The 22,645-nt window shown below is 37.0% G+C and carries 21 protein-coding genes and 1 tRNA gene; 8 read left to right on the forward strand and 14 right to left on the reverse strand.

Annotated elements, in window-relative coordinates:
* Positions 1 to 53: 53 nt before the first annotated feature.
* Together BM084_RS09395 and rseP are read right to left on the reverse strand one after the other, a co-directional pair.
* A tRNA-Asn gene (locus tag BM084_RS09395) sits at positions 54 to 127 on the reverse strand.
* A gap of 109 nt (positions 128 to 236) precedes the next feature.
* A complete protein-coding gene (gene rseP / locus BM084_RS09400; RefSeq protein ID WP_075325532.1) occupies positions 237 to 1,553 on the reverse strand; it encodes an RIP metalloprotease RseP in 1,317 nt (438 codons plus the stop codon).
* A 223-nt stretch (positions 1,554 to 1,776) separates the two neighbouring features.
* On the opposite strand from rseP, the gene BM084_RS09405 reads away from it, so the two are divergent.
* The 4 genes from BM084_RS09405 (at position 1,777) to BM084_RS19165 (ending at position 5,101) form a co-directional block, all read left to right on the forward strand.
* Positions 1,777 to 2,448 carry an SCO family protein gene (locus BM084_RS09405; protein ID WP_075325531.1) on the forward strand — a complete coding sequence of 224 codons (672 nt, stop codon included), beginning with the start codon at positions 1,777 to 1,779 and terminating at the stop codon, positions 2,446 to 2,448.
* A gap of 133 nt (positions 2,449 to 2,581) precedes the next feature.
* The gene (locus BM084_RS09410; RefSeq protein WP_075325530.1) at positions 2,582 to 2,812 is read left to right on the forward strand and encodes a FeoA family protein; all 231 of its coding nucleotides are present in this window, start codon (positions 2,582 to 2,584) and stop codon (positions 2,810 to 2,812) included.
* Position 2,813: 1 nt separating this feature from the next.
* Positions 2,814 to 4,916: a ferrous iron transport protein B gene (gene feoB / locus BM084_RS09415; protein ID WP_075325529.1), complete on the forward strand. Its 2,103-nt coding sequence runs from the start codon at positions 2,814 to 2,816 to the stop codon at positions 4,914 to 4,916.
* 35 nt (positions 4,917 to 4,951) lie between these two features.
* Positions 4,952 to 5,101, forward strand: coding sequence for a hypothetical protein (locus BM084_RS19165; protein WP_177195687.1), 150 nt, complete (start codon positions 4,952 to 4,954; stop codon positions 5,099 to 5,101).
* Here BM084_RS19165 and BM084_RS09420 read toward each other — a convergent pair.
* From BM084_RS09420 to BM084_RS09430, 3 genes are all read right to left on the reverse strand, one after another.
* Positions 5,098 to 5,559: a hypothetical protein gene (locus BM084_RS09420; RefSeq protein ID WP_143083639.1), complete on the reverse strand. Its 462-nt coding sequence runs from the start codon at positions 5,557 to 5,559 to the stop codon at positions 5,098 to 5,100. The two genes, BM084_RS19165 and BM084_RS09420, sit on opposite strands and share 4 nt — an antisense overlap.
* 70 nt (positions 5,560 to 5,629) lie before the next feature.
* Entirely contained in the window at positions 5,630 to 6,451 is an 822-nt protein-coding gene (locus BM084_RS09425) for a ZIP family metal transporter (protein ID WP_075325527.1), read from the reverse strand.
* Entirely contained in the window at positions 6,452 to 7,108 is a 657-nt protein-coding gene (locus BM084_RS09430) for a metal-dependent transcriptional regulator (RefSeq protein WP_075325526.1), read from the reverse strand.
* Between the two features lie 156 nt (positions 7,109 to 7,264).
* On the opposite strand from BM084_RS09430, the gene BM084_RS09435 reads away from it, so the two are divergent.
* On the forward strand, positions 7,265 to 9,535 hold the full coding sequence (locus tag BM084_RS09435) for a TonB-dependent receptor (RefSeq protein ID WP_093304492.1): 2,271 nt from the start codon (positions 7,265 to 7,267) through the stop codon (positions 9,533 to 9,535).
* On the opposite strand, the gene BM084_RS09440 is transcribed toward BM084_RS09435, so the two are convergent.
* Positions 9,532 to 10,266, reverse strand: coding sequence for a TerB family tellurite resistance protein (locus tag BM084_RS09440; protein ID WP_075325524.1), 735 nt, complete (start codon positions 10,264 to 10,266; stop codon positions 9,532 to 9,534). The two genes, BM084_RS09435 and BM084_RS09440, sit on opposite strands and share 4 nt — an antisense overlap.
* A 218-nt stretch (positions 10,267 to 10,484) precedes the next feature.
* On the opposite strand from BM084_RS09440, the gene BM084_RS09445 reads away from it, so the two are divergent.
* The 3 genes from BM084_RS09445 to BM084_RS09455 all read left to right on the forward strand — a co-directional run bounded on the left by BM084_RS09445 (position 10,485) and on the right by BM084_RS09455 (position 12,657).
* Entirely contained in the window at positions 10,485 to 10,895 is a 411-nt protein-coding gene (locus BM084_RS09445) for a BrxA/BrxB family bacilliredoxin (protein WP_075325523.1), read from the forward strand.
* Between the two features lie 220 nt (positions 10,896 to 11,115).
* Complete coding sequence (locus tag BM084_RS09450; RefSeq protein WP_093304494.1) at positions 11,116 to 11,847, forward strand: lysophospholipid acyltransferase family protein; 732 nt, start codon at positions 11,116 to 11,118, stop codon at positions 11,845 to 11,847.
* A 156-nt stretch (positions 11,848 to 12,003) separates the two neighbouring features.
* Positions 12,004 to 12,657: an HD domain-containing protein gene (locus BM084_RS09455; protein WP_075325521.1), complete on the forward strand. Its 654-nt coding sequence runs from the start codon at positions 12,004 to 12,006 to the stop codon at positions 12,655 to 12,657.
* Positions 12,658 to 12,707: 50 nt separating this feature from the next.
* Here BM084_RS09455 and BM084_RS09460 read toward each other — a convergent pair whose 3' ends face one another.
* From BM084_RS09460 to BM084_RS09495, 8 genes are all read right to left on the reverse strand, one after another.
* On the reverse strand, positions 12,708 to 15,005 hold the full coding sequence (locus BM084_RS09460; RefSeq protein ID WP_093304496.1) for an alpha/beta hydrolase family protein: 2,298 nt from the start codon (positions 15,003 to 15,005) through the stop codon (positions 12,708 to 12,710).
* 245 nt (positions 15,006 to 15,250) lie between these two features.
* On the reverse strand, positions 15,251 to 15,667 hold the full coding sequence (locus BM084_RS09465) for a hypothetical protein (protein WP_093304498.1): 417 nt from the start codon (positions 15,665 to 15,667) through the stop codon (positions 15,251 to 15,253).
* A gap of 212 nt (positions 15,668 to 15,879) precedes the next feature.
* Positions 15,880 to 17,556, reverse strand: coding sequence for a helix-turn-helix domain-containing protein (locus BM084_RS09470; RefSeq protein WP_093304500.1), 1,677 nt, complete (start codon positions 17,554 to 17,556; stop codon positions 15,880 to 15,882).
* A gap of 122 nt (positions 17,557 to 17,678) precedes the next feature.
* Positions 17,679 to 18,461: an Fpg/Nei family DNA glycosylase gene (locus BM084_RS09475; protein WP_093304502.1), complete on the reverse strand. Its 783-nt coding sequence runs from the start codon at positions 18,459 to 18,461 to the stop codon at positions 17,679 to 17,681.
* 116 nt (positions 18,462 to 18,577) lie between these two features.
* The gene (locus BM084_RS09480; protein ID WP_093304504.1) at positions 18,578 to 19,654 is read right to left on the reverse strand and encodes a PA0069 family radical SAM protein; all 1,077 of its coding nucleotides are present in this window, start codon (positions 19,652 to 19,654) and stop codon (positions 18,578 to 18,580) included.
* Between the two features lie 90 nt (positions 19,655 to 19,744).
* Positions 19,745 to 20,527, reverse strand: a complete 783-nt coding sequence (locus BM084_RS09485; RefSeq protein ID WP_093304506.1) for an enoyl-CoA hydratase/isomerase family protein — start codon at positions 20,525 to 20,527, stop codon at positions 19,745 to 19,747.
* A 26-nt stretch (positions 20,528 to 20,553) separates the two neighbouring features.
* Positions 20,554 to 22,008, reverse strand: coding sequence for a sensor histidine kinase (locus tag BM084_RS09490; protein ID WP_075325511.1), 1,455 nt, complete (start codon positions 22,006 to 22,008; stop codon positions 20,554 to 20,556).
* Positions 22,009 to 22,047: 39 nt separating this feature from the next.
* Positions 22,048 to 22,596, reverse strand: a complete 549-nt coding sequence (locus BM084_RS09495) for a CopD family protein (protein WP_075327884.1) — start codon at positions 22,594 to 22,596, stop codon at positions 22,048 to 22,050.
* Positions 22,597 to 22,645 lie beyond the last annotated feature (49 nt).

The following is a 22,645-nucleotide window of genomic DNA, read 5'->3' on the forward strand; positions in this document are numbered from 1 at the left end:
CCCGCTAAAAAAAGAAAGCCTTCCGATTTCTCGAAAGGCTTGTCTTTACTAAGCTCCCCCTCTTGGGCTCGAACCAAGGACCCTCTGATTAACAGTCAGATGCTCTAACCAACTGAGCTAAGGAGGAGTGTTTCGCTCTTTTGCGGTTGCAAATATAAACCAAATTTTAAATCACCGCAAAACAAAAATTGAATTTTTTTCAGGTTTTTTTCGAGAAAAAATTCAATCTAATTCTATCACTCAAATAACCAACGGTATACATCATTCCCATTGGCATAAAGTACCAGTGCGATTAAGATAAAAAAGCCAACCATTTGGGCAACTTCCATAAATTTATCGTTAGGTTTCCTGCCGGTTACCATTTCATATAAGAGGAACATCACATGCCCGCCATCTAAAGCCGGTATTGGCAAGATGTTCATAAATGCAAGGATTATAGAAATTAAGGCTGTAGTATGCCAAAATCCCTTCCAGTTCCAGGTATCGGGAAATAAACCGCCAATGGCACCAAATCCACCTAATTGTGTGGCTCCTTTTTGAGTAAAGACATATTTAAACTGGGCCACATAGTCGTGTAAAGTCCAATAACCATAGTCAAAACCTTCTTTTATACTTTCAGCTAAACCATATTTTTGTTGTTTAATTTCAAAGTTACGTTTAACCGAAAAACCAAGAATGCCTTCCTCATCTGGCGCTATCATCACACTCTTAATTTCATCACCTCGCTTAAACACGAGTTCCATTTCCTTTTCCTTATTTTCCAGGCTTATTTGCTTTATTTCATGCCAGTAACCAATCTCCTGTTCATTTAATGCTATTAAGCTGTCTCCTTTTTGAAGTCCGGCAATTTCGGCAGCCTGCTGGGGCATCACACTATCCAATACCGCATTCTGAATAGGAATAAAAGGTATCATAATGCCTTTCTCCCACATTTGCTCCCCTATATCTTCAGGAACTTCAATAATTTCTTCTTCGCCATTTTGGTGTAAAACGGTAATACTATTTACATCGCGCATAAATAAATACCGATTTACATCGTCGCTATTTTGAAGGTCTTCCCCGTTTATTTGCAAAACGCGGTCGCCATCTTCAAACCCGTATTGTTTAAATTCTTCAGCAATTGCAAAACCTTCAGGCATTTCATCTGGACCCACATAATTCTTACCCCAAACAAACATGATCATCATATAAATAAGAAAACCAAGTACCAGGTTTACGGTAACTCCTCCCAGCATAATTATGAGACGCTGCCAGGCAGGTTTACTTCTAAATTCCCAGGGTTCTGGCGGTTTTGCCATTTGCTCCCTGTCCATGCTTTCGTCTATCATTCCTGAAATTTTCACATAACCTCCTAAAGGCAACCAGCCAATACCGTAAACGGTACCGCCAATTTTCTTCTTGAACAATGCGAATTTCACATCAAAAAAGAGAAAGAATTTTTCTACTCTGGTTTTAAATATTTTAGCGGGAATAAAATGCCCAAGTTCGTGTAAGACTATAAGTAAAGACAAGCTTAACAGTAACTGTATGGCTTTAACTATAAATGGATCCATGCGTAATGCTTCAAATTTTAAATCGCACAAAAGTAAACTTTTATAATCTCCTAAAAAAGTTTAAAGCCCTCCTGTTTTAGACATCTGAAATTTTAAGTTTTAAACTGCGACTAATTGATTGTTAGCACTTAATTTTGCAGTAAACAATTGTCTAATTTTCGAGACAAACCTCGGAGCATTAAAATCTCGATTATCGAGTAATTTTGCCTGAAAATCTAAAAGTATGCGTGATCTTTTTGCCTGGCTCAAGAAATTTGCCATCGTCCTGTTTATACTTTCAGTAATTATAATCTATAGTATTTACACGCTCTTAAATCCCAAAGAACGTTTGCCTGTTTTTCAGCCCGATATGGTAAATGCCGAATTGGTAGATTCTACCGTTCAATATGTTCGTAAATACCACACCGTAAAAGATTTTAAACTCATTAATCAAAACGGCGATACTATTACTGAAGATTTTTATGAAGATAAAATTTATGTAGCCGATTTCTTCTTTACAACCTGCCTAACCATTTGCCCAGTGATGACTGATCATATGCTGAAAATTCAGGAGAAAATTAAAGACGATCCTGAAGTTTTATTACTTTCCCATACTGTTTTCCCAAAAACAGATTCGGTACCGGTTTTAAAAGAATATGCTATAGAAAAAGGGGTGCTTGATGAAAAATGGAATCTTGTTACTGGGGATAAGAAACATATTTACGACCTCGCCCGCAAATCTTACCTCGCTTCAAAAAGCAATGGTGATGGCGGACCGTATGATATGATTCATACCGAAAATTTTGTGCTGGTAGATAAAGAAAAACGCATTCGAGGTTTTTATGACGGAACGGATGCCGAAGCTATAGAAGACCTTTTACACGATATAAAAGTGTTAAAAGCTGAATATAAATAACTCCGAAAGTTTAACTGCAGCCAGAAGCACTTTAAGCCATAATTAAAGGCTAAACCGACTTTTTTATCTGAAATTTTTTCCTGCTGAAATTTTACCTTACTTTTGTCTTGTTTAAAATCAATCTAAATAAAAAGTGAAACTAACCCTGGCCGATTTAAAACGTGGTGAACGCGGAATTATCAAAGATTTTTCTGAAGAAAATATTCCGCTTAAATTACTCGAAATGGGTTGTTTGCCGGGCAATGAAGTTCAAATGCTGCAAATGGCTCCTTTTAGGGATCCAATGTACCTTAACATAAACGGCAGCCACCTGGCCATTAGAAAAGAAATCGCTTTACTTATAGAAATTGACCTTATAAGCTAACATGGCTAAACAAATAAATGTCGCTCTCATAGGAAACCCCAATACCGGGAAAACCTCTGTTTTTAATCAGCTCACCGGGCTTAACCAAAAAGTGGGAAATTATCCCGGAATTACGGTTGAAAAAAAAGAGGGAATCTGCAAACTTCCCCGCGGACTTAAAGCTCATATTTTAGATCTTCCGGGAACTTACAGTCTTAACGCTTCGTCTTTAGATGAAAACGTGGTCATAGAATTATTGCTGAATAAAAGCGATAAAGATTATCCCGATGTTGCTGTTGTTGTTAGCGATGTAGAGAATTTAAAACGAAATCTGCTTCTTTTCACCCAAATTAAAGACCTTGGGATTCCAACAATCCTGGTAATTAATATGGCCGACAGGATGGAGCGTAAAGGAATTTCTCTGGATGTAGATTTACTTGAAGAGCGTTTAAAAACAAAAGTTACCCTGGTCAGCGCCCGAAAAAATACCGGGATTGATGAGCTTAAAGAAGCAATAATCAATTATCGCCATATTTCAGACGAGCCTTGCGTAAATGCCTCAATTATTGCCCCAGAATATTTTGACAGACTGCGCAAAGCATTCCCCAACCAATCACTTTATAAACTTTGGTTAGTAATTACTCAAGATGTAAACTTCGGTAATATTAATAGAAATGAGATAAGTAGTTCTGAACTTTTTGAGACCAAATCTCACACCGAATTAAAGAAACTTCAGCATAAAGAAACCATTTTAAGGTACCAGTTTATAAATGGTGTGCTAAAGGAAACTATGAAGGTAGACGCGAGTTCTGCCAAAGATTTACGTTCTCGGTTAGATCGTGTTCTTACGCACAAAGTTTGGGGTTACGCCATATTTTTTGGAATTCTTTTATTAATTTTCCAGGCAATTTATAGCTGGTCCAGCTACCCAATGGATCTCATTGATGAAACTTTCGCTTTTTTAAGCGAATGGATAAAAACCACCCTACCGGCTGGAGCTTTTACAAATCTTATTGCTGAAGGAATTATACCAGGCCTCGGCGGAATTGTAATTTTTATTCCCCAAATTGCTTTCCTGTTTTTCTTTATTTCAATTTTAGAAGAAACCGGTTATATGAGTCGGGTGGTATTTTTAATGGACCGAATAATGCGAAAATTCGGACTTAGCGGAAAAAGCGTTGTCCCCCTGGTTTCAGGAACCGCCTGCGCAATTCCGGCAGTGATGGCTACACGTAATATTGAAAGTTGGAAAGAGCGTTTAATCACCATTTTAGTGGTGCCTTTTACCACCTGTTCAGCACGATTACCGGTTTATTTAATAATAATCGCCCTGGTAATTCCAGATCGCGCCGTATGGGGTTTTAACCTGCAGGGATTAACCTTAATGCTGCTGTATCTTTTAGGATTTGGTGTGGCCATTGGTTCTGCCTGGATTTTGAATTTAATTCTGAATATAAAAAACCGAAGCCATTTTGTAATTGAAATGCCCAATTACAAGTTACCAATGGGAAAAAACATTGCCATAAATGTGGTTGAAAAAACCAAATCTTTCGTCTTTGGAGCAGGGAAAATAATCCTCGCAATTTCAATTATTTTATGGGTTTTAGCCAGTTATGGGCCGGGAGATAATTTTAATAACGCGAGTGAAATTGTGAGCGAGCAATATGACGAGCAAAGCAATATCACAGAAGATGAGCTTGACGAAGAAATTGCCTCATTCAAATTAAAAAATTCCTATATCGGGATTATGGGAAGAGGTATTGAACCGGTTGTAGCGCCTTTGGGTTATGACTGGAAAATTGGAATTGCGATAATAAGTTCTTTTGCCGCTCGTGAAGTGTTTGTAGGAACTTTGGCTACAATTTACAGTGTAGGTAGCGATGAAGAAGAAACCATTAAAAACCGGATGGCCGCAGAGATCAACCCAATTTTAGGTGGGCCGCTATTTACTTTTGCCAGCGGGGTTAGCTTGTTGCTTTTCTATGCTTTTGCAATGCAATGTATGAGTACTCTGGCCATTGTGAAAAAAGAAACTAATACCTGGAAATGGCCTGTTTTGCAGTTGGTGGTAATGACCTTATTCGCCTACTTTGTAGCTTTAGCGGCTTTTCAATTATTAAAATAAGTGTAAGTTAAATATTATAAAACGACTTAAATATTATGGAATTAATACAGGAAATTCTCGTTTTTATAACCTTCGCGATCGCATTAGGATATATCCTAACAAAATTTATATGGAAACCTGCATTCTTAAAGAAGAAATCTGAAAAGACCAAAGCTTGCGGAGTTTCGGGTTGTGGTTGTGATTAGCGCTTTACTGTTTCAGTTATTTTAAACTGAAGTTGATAATCTGAAGCTTTTATCTTTCTTGAAGTTTTTGGATATGGGGAAAGCGACAGGAATTCTATATCTAATTCTTCCTCAAAAAAAATAGCCAGGCTGGTTTTAAAGGAATTTACATTTGCTCCCAGGCTAATAGTTTCTTTTCCCAAAGATTTTTCACCTTTAAATATTTCTACCAGAATTTTTGCCTCCCCGGCTCTCACACAGGTTACATCGCTGGGACATCTTGAATCTACCAACACTTCTTTAAAATGGATTGTTCTTTCATTAAAATTAAAAGATTCTCCCAACTTAGTTTCAGCAAAATATGTTTCAATTTCGGCCTCATCTTGCGCTGATGCAGAAATAGCAAAAAGAAAAAGACTGAAAACCAACAAAGCTGGTTTTAAAAGATGAAAAACGCTGTTAGCGTAAGTCAATTTCATATTTCTGGGGTTTACTTGCATAGTTCTTTATTATAAAGACTACACTTCAACTTAAATGTTGCAAGAGATTTTAACCTAAACCAACATCCAGGGTCATCATCACCATAAAGCCTACAATAAAGCCCATAGTTGCAATATCGGTAAAATTCCCCTTTTGAGATTCCGGAACAACTTCTTCTACCACCACAAAGATCATCGCACCGGCGGCAAAAGAAAGTGCATAGGGTAAAATAGGCTCAAAAGTCATCACCGCCCAGGCACCAAGCACCGCGGCAAAAGGCTCTACAATAGCCGAAAGTTGACCAAAATTAAAACTTTTCCAACGGCTCATTCCCTGCCCACGAAGCGGCATGGCAACCGCAAAACCTTCAGGAAAGTTTTGTAAACCAATTCCTATGGCAAGAGCCACAGCACCACCAATACTGGCCCCTTCCAGACCCGCACCCGCAGCTCCAAAAAGCACCCCTACGGCCAATCCTTCAGGAATATTATGCAAAGTAATGGCAAGGGTAAGTAGAACAGATTTATGCCAGGGGGTTTTAATTCCTTCAGTCTCACTCATTTTAAAGTTTACGTGCAGGTGAGGCAGTACTTTATCAAGTCCGAATAGAAAAAGTGCTCCCAGTCCAAATCCCACAAGCGGCGGAACTGTTTTTTCAAAACCTTCTCCGGGGCTCATTTCTATCCCCGGCGCCAATAAACTCCAAAAACTGGCAGCCACCATAACACCACCGGTAAACCCAAGCATCCCGTCAAATAATTTTCTATTCATGTTTTTAAATAGAAAAACCAAAGAAGCTCCCGCAGCGGTAAGTAACCAGGTGAAAATTGTAGCCAGTAATGCTGCCATTACCGGGTCTAATTGTTCAAAATAAGCGATTAATTCTTCCATCTATTGGATTTTTATATATAGATTATTTGATATTAATTGTGAAATTCTCAATTCTCTTTCTTCTATTAGAATTAGCATAGACCCATCAAAAGCTTCCTTTTCAAGCACTTTTATATCTTTCCCCAAGGCAATATTATTCTTGTCTAAAAACCTTAAAAATTCAGATGAAGAATCTTTTACGCCTACACAAATTCCCTTTTCTGCTTTCCCCAATTCAGAAAGCAGCATTTTATTAGCTACACTAAAGTTTCCTTCAGCATCAGGAATTGGATCTCCGTGAGGATCGCGTTTAGGAAAACCGAGAAATTTATCTAATTCGTGGGTAAGTTTTTCAGATTTAATATGTTCCAGTTGTTCGGCTATATCGTGTACTTCATCCCAATTAAAATTGAGTTTTTCTACCAGAAAATATTCCCATAAGCGGTGTTTTCTAATTACCTGGATAGCGGTCTTGTCTCCTAATTCACTTAGTTTTACTCCCTGGTATTTCTTATAGATCACCAGTTCCTTTTCCGATAGTTTTTTAATCATATCAGTCACCGAGGAAGCCTTGGTATCCATTTCTTCCGCCAGTGCGTTGGTGCTTACACCAGCCTGGTATTTTCTTTCTAAATGAAAGATTGCTTTAAGATAATTTTCTTCTGAAAAACTAAACATACTTCAAATTTGCTCGATAATCGCGATTTAAAACCAATAGCACCTCGTTAGCTTACTCCGAGGCAGTTTTCATTTCCCAAAAATACATTTTTAAAATTAAAAACCTATTTTTAGACTTATCTAAATATATTTTATAGTTTTGGCAAAAATAAGAAAATGAAAACATTAGCAATAATATTTTTGACACTAATCAGTTTTTCTGGCTTTGCCCAGCACGGAAAACTTTCGGGGGAAATTACTTCAGAAGGCAGTACTGTGGCTTTTGCAAATGTTTATATCAAAGCTTCCGCCCTTGGTACTACGGCCGATAAAGACGGTAAATTCCTATTGAAAAATATTCCGGCAGGGAATCATAGTATTGAGGTTAGCGCTATTGGTTTTAAAAAGTTTAGCCGTGATATTCTAATAAATGAAGGACAAAGCAAAACGCTTAATGTACAACTGGAGAAATCTTCTGAAGAACTTAATGAGGTCTTGATTGTAGATACACAAACCGGGCTTACACGCCGCACGCCTTATAATGTGTCCAGTATAGATATGCAGGGCATTGAAAGCAAAGGAAACCCTAACGGGATGATGGGAAGTTTACGAGAAGTTCCCGGTGTTTATGGAGCAGAATTCGGCCAGGGTATAGTGAAACCTTTTATCCGCGGACTTGGATTTTCCAGGGTGGTTACTATTTACCAGGGAAATAAGCTGGAAAATCATCAATGGGGCGCAGATCACGGCCTGGGAATTAACGATCTCGGCATTAAAAAAGTAGAAGTTATTAAAGGTCCTGCTTCAGTTTTATATGGTTCCGGTGCTTTGGGCGGCGTTCTACTCACTCGGGATGACGAATTTTACAAAGAATCCCCAAGGTTTTCCGGAAATATTGGTGCCACTTTTAATAATGTTTCCAACGGAATTCGCACCTATGCTTCTCTAGGGAAATCTTTTGAATATGGGATTTTTATAGCTACCGATCTTGCTTATGAGAATCACGCAGATTATAAAAACGGGAATGGAAGATTAATTGGAAACAGCCGATTCAATACAAAGACACTTAGACTACACACCGGAATAGAAAAAGAAAACTTTCAGAATAAATTATCATTTTCTTTTAATGATCAAAATTTAGGAATTATCCTGGATGAAGAAATGGAGGATTCAAAAAGCCTCGCCACCGGTCGAAATGACAGGGATATGCAATTGCCGTTTCAGGAGGTAAAAGACTATTTGCTTTCTTATAATCAAACTACGCAACACGAGAATTTTGAGACCTCTCTACACCTTTCACACCACTCAAATAATAGAAAGGAAGTGGAGCAGGATTTTGATCTTGTAGATCTTGGATTGCAGCAAAACCACAGCTTCTACAATGCAAGAATAACTTTTCCTAACGGAAAAATAAAGCATAGCCTGGGAACACAGGGAAGTTTTGTAAAAACCCAGAACATTAAAAATTCGCAGGAATTTCTAATTCCTGATGCCGAAATCTTTGAAAACGGAATCTACTACCTGGCGAGTTTAGATATTGACAGTTGGTTTCTCCAGGGCGCCCTTCGTTACGATTATAGAAATGTTACCGCAGATGCCAGTTCAGAAGAACTAATTGCAGACGACTATATCCTTCCCGGGAATCCTCAAAATCGAAAACTTACCAGGACATTTAACGGATTTACCGGTTCTATTGGCGCCACTAAAAAATTTAACGCCAAGAATCAACTAAAGTTTAATTTTTCCACCGGTTTTAGAGCTCCAGATCTGGCTGAATTATTCTCTAACGGTCCACATCCCGGCACCAGCCGATTTGAAAAGGGAAACGATCAATTTGGCAGGGAACAAAGCATACAGGCAGATTTAAGTTATACTTACCGCAACAACAGGTTTGAAAGTACTTTTTCAGCATTTGGTAGCCGGGTAAACAATTATATTTATTTCACCGCTACCGATGAAACATTGCCAGATGAAAACATGGAAATTTGGTCTTATCTCCAAACCGATGCTAACTTATACGGATTTGAATTTGAGATAAAACATACCTGGCTTGACCAGCAACGCCTGGAAACAAAATTTTCAGGAGCTATTGTAAGGGCAGAAGATCTTAAAAACGATAGAAATTTAAGTTTTATCCCACCGGATAATTTTAACCTGGAAGTTGGTTATTTCGGCTTAAATGATAGATCATTCTATGCTTTTTCAAAATTAAGAATGGTAAGCGACCAAAACAGGGCAGGTTTCAATGAAGAAACTACAGCCGGTTATTCATTGCTTAATTTAGGAATAAGTAAGAAATTTAATTTAGGAAACGATGAGCTGGAGACGGGAATTACAGTTTATAACGCCTTAAATAAAAACTATGTAGACCATATGTCAATTTTAAGAGCGTTTAACGTGAGTAGCCCAGGCAGGAATTTTATGCTGAATTTGAAATATAAATTTTAAATTCCGCGTTCTTTTTGAATTTGTTCGTAAGCTTCCTGCACTTTATTAAATTTTTCCTGCGCTCCTTTTCTATAAGCTTCGTCCATATGGCCTAATTTATCGGGATGATATTTTTTAACCATATTTCTGTATGCTTTTTTAACCTCAGCATCAGTAGCCGATTTTTCAATTTCAAGGATTTTATAAGCATTATCGGCAGATTTAAAGAACATAGCTTTTAAGCTTTCAAAATCCATTCGGCCAATTCTAAGATAGCCGGCAATTTCCTGGATTACGCGAGCTTCAGCTTCACTAACACGGCCATCGGCTTGCGCTATTCCGAAGAGAAAGTGAATTATTTGCAAACGTGCAGGATACTTTGTTCTGGCAGCCAAATATTGTGAAATTCTTGATGCTGAAATTTCACGATTTTTAATTAATTCATTAAAAGTTCTAAATGTTGCATTGGCACGTTCTTTCCCATAGGCCTGCACAAAATAGGAGCGTACATAATCCATTTCAGACTGTGAAACCTGTCCATCTGCCTTAATTACCAGGGAACATAGGGAGAGTAAATTTAGTTCAAAATCCCCGGGAGATACAGTTTGATCTTGCTGCCCGAACATTTGCTTAAAGGCTCCACCACTTCCCTTGGTCCAGTTATCTATTAACGTTCCTATTATAAAACCTAAAATGGCTCCCGGAAACCGGAAATACATATAGCCAATCACGGCTGCAATCCATTTAAACATGAAGAAAATTTTAAATAAGCGGCAAAGATACCATTTTACTCATTAAATGAGATTTATTTGCTTAAAGCCTTCACTCAAAATTCAAATCAATTCTAAGTACAAACGAGCTTAGATTCATCAATTTAGCCTATTAGCACATAATTAATTGAAATATGGGCAGCTGAAGTTAATTTGGTATCTTTGTAACTTACTAAAGTTTAATACAAAAAAACAAATATATGTATCCAGCAGATTTAGTAAAACCTATGCGTGAAGACCTTACCAGCATTGGTTTTGAAGAATTACACAGTGTAGAAGATGTAGAGAACGCAATGAAGAAAGATGGAACTACCCTGGTAGTTGTAAATTCAGTTTGTGGATGTGCTGCGGCCAATGCAAGACCAGGCGCCAGAATTTCTTTACAAAATGCAAAAAAACCTGATAATCTGGTAACAGTTTTTGCAGGTGTAGATAAAGAAGCTACCGAAAAGGCTCGTAGTTTAATGGTTCCTTTTCCTCCATCTTCACCTTCTATGGCACTTTTTAAAGATGGTGAATTAGTACACATGTTAGAGCGTCACCACATTGAAGGCCGCCCGGCTGAAATGATTGCTGAAAACCTTATTGGAGCTTATAACGAGTTTTGTTAAGCAGCGATCTAGTATAATAAATTATTGAAAAAAGGTCTGAAAGAGCTTTAAGAACGTCATTCTGAAATAAATTTAGGATCTAACTTATAATTAGGTTAGAAGCTGAAACAAGTTCAGCTTGACGAAAAGTGATCTTTCAGACCTTTTTTATTTCCCTTTCCCCCATTAGTATTTGTAGGTTTTCGGCTTAAATACTTAATTTAGCCGCATAATCTAAGTGATGAAAAAAATACTTTCATACCCCTTATCGGTTTTATTCTATTTTTTCTTTTTTTTAAACCTACTGGTTTTTCATCCCATCCAATGGTTGTGCTTAAAACTTGGTGGCTACCAGCCGCATAAAAAAAGTGTAGATATCTTTAATTTCTTTTTAATGCGTTGCTTAAATATTCTGGGCACACGTTTTACTATAGAAAACCCCCACGATATTCCAATAGAAAAACCCTGCATTTTCGTCGCTAACCACCAGGGAATGTATGATATTCCCCCAATAATCTGGTATTTAAGAAAACACCATCCAAAATTTGTAAGCAAAAAAGAATTGGGAAAAGGAATTCCAAGTATCTCTTTTAATTTACGGCACGGAGGTTCGGTATTGATAGACAGAAAAAATCCCAGGGAATCGCTTATTAAAATGGCGAAATTTGCCAAATACCTCAACAAGACAAACCGTTCTGCGGTAATTTTTCCAGAAGGAACCCGCAGCCGAACCGGGGCACCAAAAAAGTTTGCCAAAAGCGGAATGCAAATGCTTTTTAAACAAATGCCAGAAGCTTTAATAGTTCCCATAACCATCAATAATTCCTGGAAACTCTTTAAATACGGTAATTTCCCTATGGAACCGGGCGTCCATATTAAACTGAAAGTTCACGAACCTATTGCCGTAACATCAGACGATCCCGAAGGTTTGGTTGCCAAAGTAGAACGAACTATTATTGCTGATATTAAATAAATATAAAAAATAACCGCCTGTAGGTATATTAAAGCGTCATCCTGAATTTATTTCAGAGCCTGCTCCGAAATTTATTCGGAGATCTAAAATCCTTAGAAGCTGAAACGAGTTCAGCTTGACGAAGCGACACTTCCAAAAATATTCTTTGATTTAAATATGAATAAACCCCAGATATTAAAAAACACTGAAGCCTTCGTAAAAGAAACCCTTAAAAATGCTGAAGGCGGTCACGACTGGTTTCATATTCAGCGGGTTTGGAATAATGCGAAACTGATTGCAAAAAATGAAAATGCGGATCTTTTTATCGTAGAATTAGGCGCTTTGCTTCACGATATAGCCGATTCAAAATTTCATAATGGCGATGAAAGTGTGGGTCCAAAAGTGGCTTCAGAATTTCTTCAGAAACAAGAGGTTTCAGGTGAAATTATTAATCACGTAGTGAAGATTATAGAAAATGTATCTTTTAAAGGCGGAAATATTCAGCAGGAATTTAATTCTATAGAGTTGGAAATAGTTCAGGATGCCGACAGATTAGATGCGCTGGGTGCAATAGGTATTGCCAGAACCTTTAATTACGGCGGCTTTAAAGGCCGTGCCCTTTATGATCCTGAAATTGAACCCGATTTAAATATGACCAAAGAAGAATACAAAGCTTCTACCGCACCAACAATTAATCATTTTTACGAAAAGTTGCTTTTACTAAAAGACCGAATGAATACTAAAACAGGAAAGGAGATTGCCAAAAGGCGCCATGAATTTATGGAACTTTATCTGGAGCAATTTTATGCAGAGTGGGAAGGCTCAAAATAATAAAGGCCAGTGCAAATTGGACCAGCCTTTTAATTTAACTGTACGAATAACTAGCCTTTAACCGGCTCTGCTTGTTCTACTTTAAGATGTTCTGCAAAAAAGCCCATCATAACTTTATACAGGTCCAATCGGTTTTCTTCTTTACCGAAGCCATGTCCTTCATCATATTTCACCATATAAGGAACCTCTACACCTTTTTCTCTAAGGGTTTCCACAATTTGATCAGCCTCGTTTATATTTACACGAGGATCGTTGGCTCCCTGCACCACTAACAAAGGATTCTTTATTTTATCTACATGCAATGCCGGAGAAATTTCGTCCATAATTTCTTTTTCTTCCGGAATACCTGGATTGTACCATATTTTATACAATAACTCGCGGTATTTTTCCCAGTAGGGTGGAATAGTTTCCATAAAGGTGTTTAAGTTGCTAACTCCAACATAATCTACACCACAGGCATATTTATCGGGTGTTTTCGTCATTCCGCGCAATACAGCATAACCACCGTGACTACCGCCATAAATCGCCACACGGTCTTTGTCTACCCAACCTTGTTCTACCACATAATCTATCCCGTCTTCTACATCGTCCATGGCTTTACGACCTATCTGCCCAAAGCCGGCTTTTAAAAACTTCTTCCCATAGCCCCCGGAAATTCTGAAATTAACGTGTAAAGTTGCATACCCACGACTTGCAAACAATTGTGCTTCAGGGTTAAAACCCCAGCTATCACGAATTCCTTGCGGCCCGCCGTGCGGATTTACAATCAAAGGTACACGTAATCCTTCTTTATATTCGTTGGGTAGTGTAATATATCCATGAAGCGTTAACCCATCCCGACTTGTAAAGCTAATAGGCTTCATGCTTGCCATATCTTCAGCTTTTAACTGTGGCAACAATTTATATAATAAGGTCACACTATCTTTCTCTACATCGTATAGATAGTATTCACCCACAATTTTATCGCTGGTAACCGCAACCATATATTGCGACTCATCATCGGTTTTTCCAACAGTGAAAAACTGCTTATCGCCAAATTCTTTTTGTAAACGTTTATAGATTTTCTTATAAGTCTCACTTACCGGAACAACCACTGTTTTTTCTCCTGTATAGCTAAAATAATCTATTTCATAATTGCGTTTTCTGGAAAGCGAGATACCCGAAACATCAAAAGTATCATTACTGAAAACAGTTTTTATCTTTTTGTCCTTCTTTAAATCGTAAAGTTGAATCTCTATTTTATCATCTTCAAGATTAGAAACCACATAAGCATCGTCTGGATTTTCAGTATTCGGGTTGAAAGAAGAAATGCCAAAGGTATCACCAAACTCGGTAAGTTTCACCCGTTTAAATTCGCCGTCAATCTTATAAAGCAGCTCTGTATTTACACCATCCACAATTCTTGTAATAGCTCGCAAGTTGCCTTTACGATCAAAATTGTATCCAGCAACCGGTGGGTCCCCATCTTGTACAGTGTACAATTTGGTAACCTCGCCCGTATTTATATTAAGACGATACGGCTCTTCCTGTTGCAAATTGTCCTTATTCATCTGCACAATCACGTGGTTTTCGTCTTCTTTTAAAGACTCTATTATATTAACCCTTACTCCCTCAAAAGGTGTAAGCTCCTTACCATTTTCGCCAGTAACATCTACCCCGAATACGTGATAGTTTTCATTACCTCCTTTATCCTGAAGGTATAAAATACGTTCATTGTTTGCCCAGGAAAAGCCACGAATTAAGTCTTCCTCTTGTTTTTTCAGAAGGGTTTCTTTTTGGGTTGCAGTTTCCTTTAAATACAGGTCGCGCTCACCGGTTTTTCTTCGCTTCATATATGCTATGTATTTTCCGTCTGAAGATAGCTGAAACGAAAAGGCTTCGGGGGTTGTAAAATAATCTTCTACTGAGTATTTGTAATCTCCAGTTTCTTTCGCAGCGAGTTTATCTAATTCGGCATCGGTAGATGGCAATGCAATGTTTCCTGGTTTTTTCTTCACAGTTTTCTTCAATATTAGCGGGTATTCTTTGCCCATTTGTTTGTAAGTCCCTTCAATACAATCATCGGTTAATGTGCCTGTATAGGTCATTTGCATTTTGGCCGATTTAATGGTTAGGGTATCGTCTTGCAAAACTACCGAATCCAGTTCGATTCCTGAAGCTCTCTGGGCAGGAACATCCAGGGTGGCTTCACATCTATCTTCACCCGATGAAATATTAAAAATTAACTCCAGTTGCATGCCCTGTACATCAAGGTTGCCACTATAGGATCCATACAAATCCTGAGCTTTTATAGAGCCTCCTATCAACAATAAGGCTATTACGAATGGGAATTTTAAAAGTGTTTTCATAATTTTTGGTTTAGAATATTAGTTGTACGATTAGATAAATTGTAACACCTATTAAGATGCCGATAGCAAATTTTATAAGTTTAATGCGTTTTGTAGTGGAATTTTTCACGATTAATGATTTTGTAAATGAATATATTGGGTGACAAATATGTAGGCTATAAAGGCAAAGGCTATGAGCCATAAAATTGATTACTTTTTGAAGTATTCATTGCAGTAGTTTTTAGTTTATCTTGAGTGTTTGTAGCTTACAGGATATTTCCATCTTTAATTTTTACAGTTTTAGTTCTGCCTTTTGACTTAAAATTAAAAGTGATAAAATCCACCGATTTAAAATTTTGAACGTCTTTTTTCAGAATACGGTTTAATCGGTTTGCTTCCTTTTCTGCAGAAGAAGAATAAGAGGGATTTATTAATGTGATGCCTAATTTTGAATTACTGAAACCGTCTAGTTTATTGAATTGAATTCCAATGGCGCGATCTTCTACTATTACACTTTCACAATTACAGTTTTGCTGAAGACTCTTTTCAATAGAATTCACTAAACTCCCATTGGATTTGACCATTTTCCCAATTCCAAAACCAAAGGAAATACCTATAATAAACCCCAGGATTATTTTTAACACTAATCCTTTCTTTCGTTTTTTCTCATTCTGTATTTTCATAATAACGCTTTTATATGGTTAACTTCTGAAACCAAATTTGCATCACAAAAACTCAATAAAAAAGAAAAGGAAACCCAGTTTTAGAAAATTAGGGCACAAGAAAAATTACGTTAAACACTGCAAAGAAAAGGATTAAAAAGAAAATAGATTACTTTCAAAAATTGAAATTATACTAAACCTATATTTATAAATTTAGGGTGCCAACGGGAATTTTAAGTGATATTCTTAATTTCCTTAATGTAAAAAGAAGGGTTAAGACCCGTGTCTTTTTTGAAATATTTAGTGAAAGAATCTGCCGATTTATAACCCACTTCCTCTGCGATGGATTGAATAGAATACGATCTAAAAATCGCATCGTTCTTTAACCTTGTAATGGTATAATTTATACGAAGGTCGTTAATGTAAGTATTAAAATTCTTTCCATAATAGTTGTTAATCACTTTAGAAAGATAAGAGGTATTTGTTCCAATTTTTCTGGCTACATTATAGGAATTGCATTCTTGTTTTAAAAAATATTCTTGTTTTTCCAGTTTTTTGAGACCCTCAAGTATTTGTTGTTTTGTTTCTTCCGGCACTTCGGTGATATTTTTTTCTTCCAGCTCTTCGTCTCTGGTATCAATAATACCTTCAGGAGATGGGGCTGCCTCAATTTTTGCCAATAATGTTTCAAATTTTAATTCGTCTGCTTTCTTATTTCGGTAAAATTTCAGCAATAGAAAGAGGAGCGCCAAAATAAGGATAGCACCTCCTAATAGTAAATACTTAAAATTTGATTGATTTTTTTCTTTTTCAGAGACCAAAGCATCAAAATCTTTTTTAAATGCGGCCCTTTCTTTTTTTATAAAGCTTTCTCTGGCGTTTTCCTTAAGTTGGTTAAATTCAGCTTGCGAGCTAAGGTATTTTTCAAAATAATAACTTGCGCTTTCAAAATTGCCTGTATTTTTATAAGCTTCAGCCAACTTATCGTAATAATCTCCCATAAATCCTTCTTCTACCGCAGTTACCTGATAATCGTCCAGACCTTTCTGTAATATTCTAATAGCCTCAGGATAGTTTTTTTCGCCAACTACTATTTTACCCAAAGCATAGGCTTTGTTTAGTTGTATTAAATCATATTCGCTGGGACAAACAGCGTATGCTTTTTCATAGTTTTGTCGGGCGGCTTTAAACCTTTTTTCTTTGTATGCTATTTCAGCATCTATAGTATACTTATAAGCTGCATAGCAAGTATCCAGTTCTTTTTCTTTAAACTTTTTAATGTTGGTACTATATAACTTTGCTGAATCCAGTTGATTTAATTTTAAATGCGAAATAGCCAAACTGCTGTATATTGAAAGAATATTGCTATTCTTTTTTATTTGATTAAAATTAGAATCAAGAGGTTTGTTTTGATAATATTCCAATGATTTTTTATAAGTGTTTATTGCTTTTTCCGTATTGCCACTAAAATCCTGAACAGCAGCTATTTTATTAAGCGCAGTTTCCCTATACACCTCATCATTTCGGGCTTCAGCAAGTTGTAATAACTTATTATAATAGAAAAGTTGCTTATCAACTGTAGTTACCGCTTTTTGCAAGTCTCCAAGAAAAGAAAGCGACCTCATCTCCTGCTTTGGAAGGTTGTTATTTTTGGCAAATTCTAAGGTTTTTTCAGCCTGCTCATTGGCTTCCTTATACATCCGGAACCTAACATAAATTAGAGCAATAGATTCCATCCCTAACCATTCTTCGGTTTTATCTTTCTCCCTTTTTCCTTTTAAAATATATGCTTCGGCAGCCTTGATTGCTTTCGGCCTATCAGAAAATTTATATTTATGAATGGAGTCTCTAATAGCATCAAAAGGTAATTGAGATAGCTTCTCTTCGGTTTGTGAAAATGAAGAAAACACAAATGTGACCGTAAAAAAAGCAAAAGGTAATATCTCATAAATAGTGAGTAGCCAGAAAGCTATTTTTGTAACACTATGCTAAACATACCAAATAAATCTTTTAGGAAAGCTAAATGCCAGACTTATTTCTCCCTTTGGCAAGTGGGACAAAAATAAGTGGTTCTGCCTGAAACTTTAATTTGTTCTATTTTACCATTATTCCTGGGACAATCGGCACCTTTTTTACGAACGGTAGTGATATAGCTTTCGGGTAGTTTTCGCCCTTCTTCCCTGACTTTTTTAACTACCTCCAGAACTTCTTCAATCTTTTTAAAAATTTCGATTTTCTCTTTTTCTGAAAGTTGATCTACTTTTGTTGTTGGATGAATTTTAACCTGAAAAAGTATTTCATCAGCATATAAATTCCCAATTCCAGCGAGGAGTTTTTGATTCATTAGCAGAGCTTTTATCGTCCCGGTTTTACCTTCTAAAATTTCGAAAAACTGTTCCTTTTGAAGAGCAAGCGCATCAACTCCCAGACCGTTCTCTTTCTGAAATTTAACCAGACTTTCAGCTAAATAAAGCTTTCCAAATTTACGCGGGCAGGTAAAGGAAACTTTAGAATGGTCTTCAAAGGTAAGGGTGAGTTGCGCATATTTAGGTATTTCTTCGTGCTGATAATACTCCAGTTTCCCGGTCATCCCAAAATGTACCACCAAAACTCTTTTATTTTTTAAATTCAGGAAAAGATATTTTCCTAAACGATCACTCCCAATAAATTGATTGTCTTTTAGGGTTTCCTCAAATTCATTTTTATCCGACTGGTAGATCTTTTTATCACCGGTCTCTACTTTTACGATCTTCTTATGCAGAATAGTAGCATCGGCATATTTTTTCTGATAGGCAACTTCGGGTAGTTCTGGCATATTCTCTGTTCTCTGTTCTCTGTTCTCTGTTCTCTGTTCTCTGTTCTCTGTTCTCTAAAATATTAATGATTTCAGCTTTAGGCTTATAAATTCATCTTAAATTTCACGACAGTCTTTCAAAAAAGCTTCATTTGTCCATCTTTGTATTGCTCGTGTAGATCGCAATTTAAAACCGGCCTTTCTCTTTCCTTTAGATATTTTGCTTTAGCAATTTTAAACTGCTGTGCCACCTGGCTGGCAAATTCACCTTCGCCTTTCATTCTTGTTCCAAACCTGCTATCGTTTAAACTTCCACCGTGAACACTTTCTATTTGATGCAAAACTTTATCGGCCCTGTCTGGCATCGCTTTCCTAATCCAATCGGTAAAAATGCCTCCAATAGCTCCGTTTAATCTAACAATTGTATAGCCAACACCCAGCGCACCCCTCTCAGCTACTTCTTTCACCAGCGGCATAATTTCGTGGGAATTTATTGAGGGAATTATTGGCGCCATCATCACGCTCACCGGAATACCCGCTACAGAAAGCTTTTCTATAGTTTCCAGTCGTTTTTTTATACTAGCCGTTCTGGGTTCCAAAATTCTTCGGGTTTCTTCCTCGAGGGAAGTGACCGATAAGCTAACCTGAACCAAATTATCTGCCGCCAGGTCTTTTAATATATCTATATCCCGCTGTATCAGGGCGTTTTTGGTGATAATACCAACCGGATGTTTATACTTTAAAAAAGTTTGAAGCAGCTGCCTCGTAATTTTTAGTTTTTTTTCGATTGGCTGATAACAATCTGTATTACCAGATAGCACAATAGGGGTAGCTTCCCAATTTTTGCTACTAATCTTCTTTTGCAGCAGTTCTACCGCATTTCTTTTTACCAGGATCTTTTGTTCAAAATCAAGTCCCGCACTATAGCCCCAATATTCATGAGAATTACGGGCGTAACAATAAATACAACCGTGTTCACAGCCCTGATAAGGATTTAACGAAAATCCCATCCCAACATCTGGGCTGGTCACTTTATTTACAATAGTTTTTGGAAAAGTATCTATTAAGACCGTTTTAGAATTTTGCACCTCATCGCCTTCAGTAGCGCAATGGTTGAGAAAATCATCACGAAACTCATGATCGTGTGCGTCAAATCGGTTATGCACATTTAGCTGCGCACCTCTTCCGTAGATAAAATCTTTATTATTGGACATATTACAAATTTATGGAATATATCCTATTTATAAAATAAAAAATAAGCTTTAACATCCAAAAATTAAATTCTGAATGCTAAAGCTTTTATTTTAGTTACCCGGGAAATCGGCTTTACGTTTGTTTAAAAATGCCGAAGTGCCTTCTTCAAAATCTTCGGTACCAAAAGAGTTTCCAAATTCACTAATTTCCACTTCATAACCATTTACGCCATCTTCGTAATTTGAATTTATAGCTCGAATTGCGGCGCTTATAGCCACTAAGGAATTCTTCATAATTTTTCCTGCAATCTTTTCGGTAAATTCTATCAGTTCTTCGGGCTCACAAACGTGATTCACAAGATTATACTGAAGCGCCTGGTTGGCATCTATCATTCCCGCGGTCATAATCATTTCCATCGCGCGACCTTTTCCTACTAATTGCGGAAGTCTCTGCGTGCCGCCGTAACCGGGAATCACCCCAAGTGAAGTCTCAGGAAGTCCCATTTTGGCATTATCACTGGCTATTCTAAAATGTGCTGCCATTGCTAATTCGAGTCCGCCACCAAGGGCAAAACCGTTTACCGCGGCAATAACCGGTTTTGGAAAATTTGCTACAAAATCGAATAATTTCGCCTGACCTTCAGCTGCAAGTTCGCGACCTTCTTCAGGAGAGAAATCGGCAAATTCACTAATATCGGCACCGGCAACAAAAGCTTTTTCTCCCGTTCCGGTTAGAATAATCACTTTTACTTCTTCATCTTCTTTTGCTTCAGTAAAAGCCTGGTGCAATTCTTCAATGGTATCGCGGTTTAAAGCGTTTAATTTTTTAGGACGGTTAATTGTAATTTGTAAAATACCGTCGTTATTTTCGGTTAAAATATTTTCGAATTCCATATTTAAAATTTTTGGTTCGTTCTTTATTATTTAGGAAAACGCAACTTAAACGTAGTGCCCCTTCCTGGCTTAGAAGTAAAGTTAATACTTCCATTATAAGTTTCCACAATATTCTTTACCATAGCAAGGCCAAGCCCCATTCCGCTGGATTTAGTAGTAAATTTAGGTTCAAAAACTTTCTCTATATTTTCTTCGGAAATACCCGCACCGTTATCTGAAATGATCACGCAAACATTCTTTTCTTCCTCGTGAATACTTACCATTATACGTGGATTTTCCTGCTTATCCATTGCCTGAATGGCATTTTTTACCAAATTGGTAATTACCCTAATGAGTTGCGTTCTATCAAATTTTGCGAGAATTTCTTCTTTTTCGCTGGAAAACTGAATATAATCTTCATTAAAAATATCCAGTGCAAGTTTTACAATTTTTGGAACATTCAGCATTTCGTTTTGCTGAGCGGGCATTTTAGCAAAATTCGAAAAAGCTTCAGCAATAGAACTCATCGTATCTATTTGATTAATAAGCGTGGTAGAATATTCGGCTACTTTTGCTTCAATTTCGGGATCGTTTTTATCAAAATTCCGTTCAAAACTTTGTACGCTTAAGCGCATTGGAGTTAACGGATTTTTAATTTCATGAGCTACCTGTTTGGCCATCTCCCGCCACGCCTGTTCCCTTTCGCCGGCGGCCAGTTTAACCGCGCTTTCTTCCAACTCGTCTATCATACTATTATACGCTGTCACGAGCGTATAAATCTCTTCGGAAGCGTTATTTATATCTATTTTCTGGTTGCGTTTATCCAGGCGGGTTTCGGTAATTTTATCTGAAATAATTTTAAGGGATTTCGTGATATATTTTGAAAGAAAATAAGACATAATAATCGCCAAGGCAAGCATAAACAGATACACTTCCAGCATCCTTATAAGGAAATTATTCAAATCTCGGTTTAAAACCGTATCATCCTGAACATAGGGAAGATAGAGTATCGCCAGGGGTTTAAATTTCTTATCTAAAATATAAGTATATGAAGATTGAAATTTTTGACCGTTAATTTCGGTTTTCTCAATATACCGTTTGCTTTCTGAGCGTTCCAGTTTTCTAAGAATGTCTTTGTCCAGCTGATTATCTGTAGTATCCCTGAAAAAAGACTGATCTGATTTTATTAAAAGCCGACCCTGAAAATCATAAATATTAATTTGCATCTCGTGCACCTGGGCCATTTCGTGAATCTTATTCCGCTCCCCAAAGATCATATCAATATTCTCGGTATTGATTAGGTAGGTTGTACTGGCGAGAATAAATTTTATATTTTCCCTAATAGCCTGCTCCTTTCTTTCCAGGCGTTCGCGGTGGTAGTTTTCGGCTTCCAGCTTATATTGATAAACTGTGATCCCAACAATTAAAATTGAAGCTCCCAACACCAATAAAATCATGGAGATAAATATGCGGGTACTTAAAGAAAGTTTTGAAAGCTTCATAAACAATTATTAGCGCAAATTAATCAATTATCACACCAATTAGGCATCGGGGTTTTTAGTTCTAATTCGCTTATACATTTTAATTCCCAGCATAAGCATGCCCGCCAATAAAAATATTCCTAAAACTCCGTAGATCCAGTTTAGAGCATCTTTTATAATCACTAAAAAAATAACCGCAAAAAGAATTAAAGTAGAACCCTCGTTCCATAATCTCATTTGATTGGAAGTCCACTTCACAACATCTTGTTGAAGTTCCTTAAAAATAAGATGACATTTAATATGGTAGGCATAAAGTAACACAACGAAACCCAATTTTACCAACATCCAATCTTGCGAAAGCCATCCCGGTGCTAAATAAAGTAAAAGAAAAGCAAATAAACTCGCTAAAATAGCCGAAGGCCAGGTAATTATAAACCACAACCTTTTAGTCATTAGTTTAAACTGGTTGGCAAGAATACTTTTATCAGGTTCAGGTTTTTGAGTAGCTTCTATATGGTAAATAAATAAACGCGGAATATAAAAAAGCCCGGCAAACCATGTGATTACAAAAATAAGGTGCAAAGCTTTTATGTACTGGTAATATTCTATCACAGATTAAGGTTTTTTAGTTGGGTTTTGATGGGTGTTGAAGACAGAC

Source organism: Salegentibacter agarivorans (assembly GCF_900113135.1).
In the GTDB taxonomy this organism is placed as follows: Bacteria; Bacteroidota; Bacteroidia; order Flavobacteriales; family Flavobacteriaceae; genus Salegentibacter; species Salegentibacter agarivorans.

Coding starts and splice junctions, on each gene's coding strand:
- rseP (WP_075325532.1), bottom strand. CDS start 1,553: ATGGATCCATTTATAGTTAAAGCCATACAGTTACTGTTAAGCTTGTCT.
- BM084_RS09405 (WP_075325531.1), top strand. CDS start 1,777: ATGCGTGATCTTTTTGCCTGGCTCAAGAAATTTGCCATCGTCCTGTTT.
- feoB (WP_075325529.1), top strand. CDS start 2,814: ATGGCTAAACAAATAAATGTCGCTCTCATAGGAAACCCCAATACCGGG.
- BM084_RS19165 (WP_177195687.1), top strand. CDS start 4,952: ATGGAATTAATACAGGAAATTCTCGTTTTTATAACCTTCGCGATCGCA.
- BM084_RS09420 (WP_143083639.1), bottom strand. CDS start 5,559: ATGAAATTGACTTACGCTAACAGCGTTTTTCATCTTTTAAAACCAGCT.
- BM084_RS09425 (WP_075325527.1), bottom strand. CDS start 6,451: ATGGAAGAATTAATCGCTTATTTTGAACAATTAGACCCGGTAATGGCA.
- BM084_RS09430 (WP_075325526.1), bottom strand. CDS start 7,108: ATGTTTAGTTTTTCAGAAGAAAATTATCTTAAAGCAATCTTTCATTTA.
- BM084_RS09435 (WP_093304492.1), top strand. CDS start 7,265: ATGAAAACATTAGCAATAATATTTTTGACACTAATCAGTTTTTCTGGC.
- BM084_RS09440 (WP_075325524.1), bottom strand. CDS start 10,266: ATGTTTAAATGGATTGCAGCCGTGATTGGCTATATGTATTTCCGGTTT.
- BM084_RS09445 (WP_075325523.1), top strand. CDS start 10,485: ATGTATCCAGCAGATTTAGTAAAACCTATGCGTGAAGACCTTACCAGC.
- BM084_RS09450 (WP_093304494.1), top strand. CDS start 11,116: ATGAAAAAAATACTTTCATACCCCTTATCGGTTTTATTCTATTTTTTC.
- BM084_RS09455 (WP_075325521.1), top strand. CDS start 12,004: ATGAATAAACCCCAGATATTAAAAAACACTGAAGCCTTCGTAAAAGAA.
- BM084_RS09460 (WP_093304496.1), bottom strand. CDS start 15,005: ATGAAAACACTTTTAAAATTCCCATTCGTAATAGCCTTATTGTTGATA.
- BM084_RS09465 (WP_093304498.1), bottom strand. CDS start 15,667: ATGAAAATACAGAATGAGAAAAAACGAAAGAAAGGATTAGTGTTAAAA.
- BM084_RS09475 (WP_093304502.1), bottom strand. CDS start 18,461: ATGCCAGAACTACCCGAAGTTGCCTATCAGAAAAAATATGCCGATGCT.
- BM084_RS09480 (WP_093304504.1), bottom strand. CDS start 19,654: ATGTCCAATAATAAAGATTTTATCTACGGAAGAGGTGCGCAGCTAAAT.
- BM084_RS09485 (WP_093304506.1), bottom strand. CDS start 20,527: ATGGAATTCGAAAATATTTTAACCGAAAATAACGACGGTATTTTACAA.
- BM084_RS09490 (WP_075325511.1), bottom strand. CDS start 22,008: ATGAAGCTTTCAAAACTTTCTTTAAGTACCCGCATATTTATCTCCATG.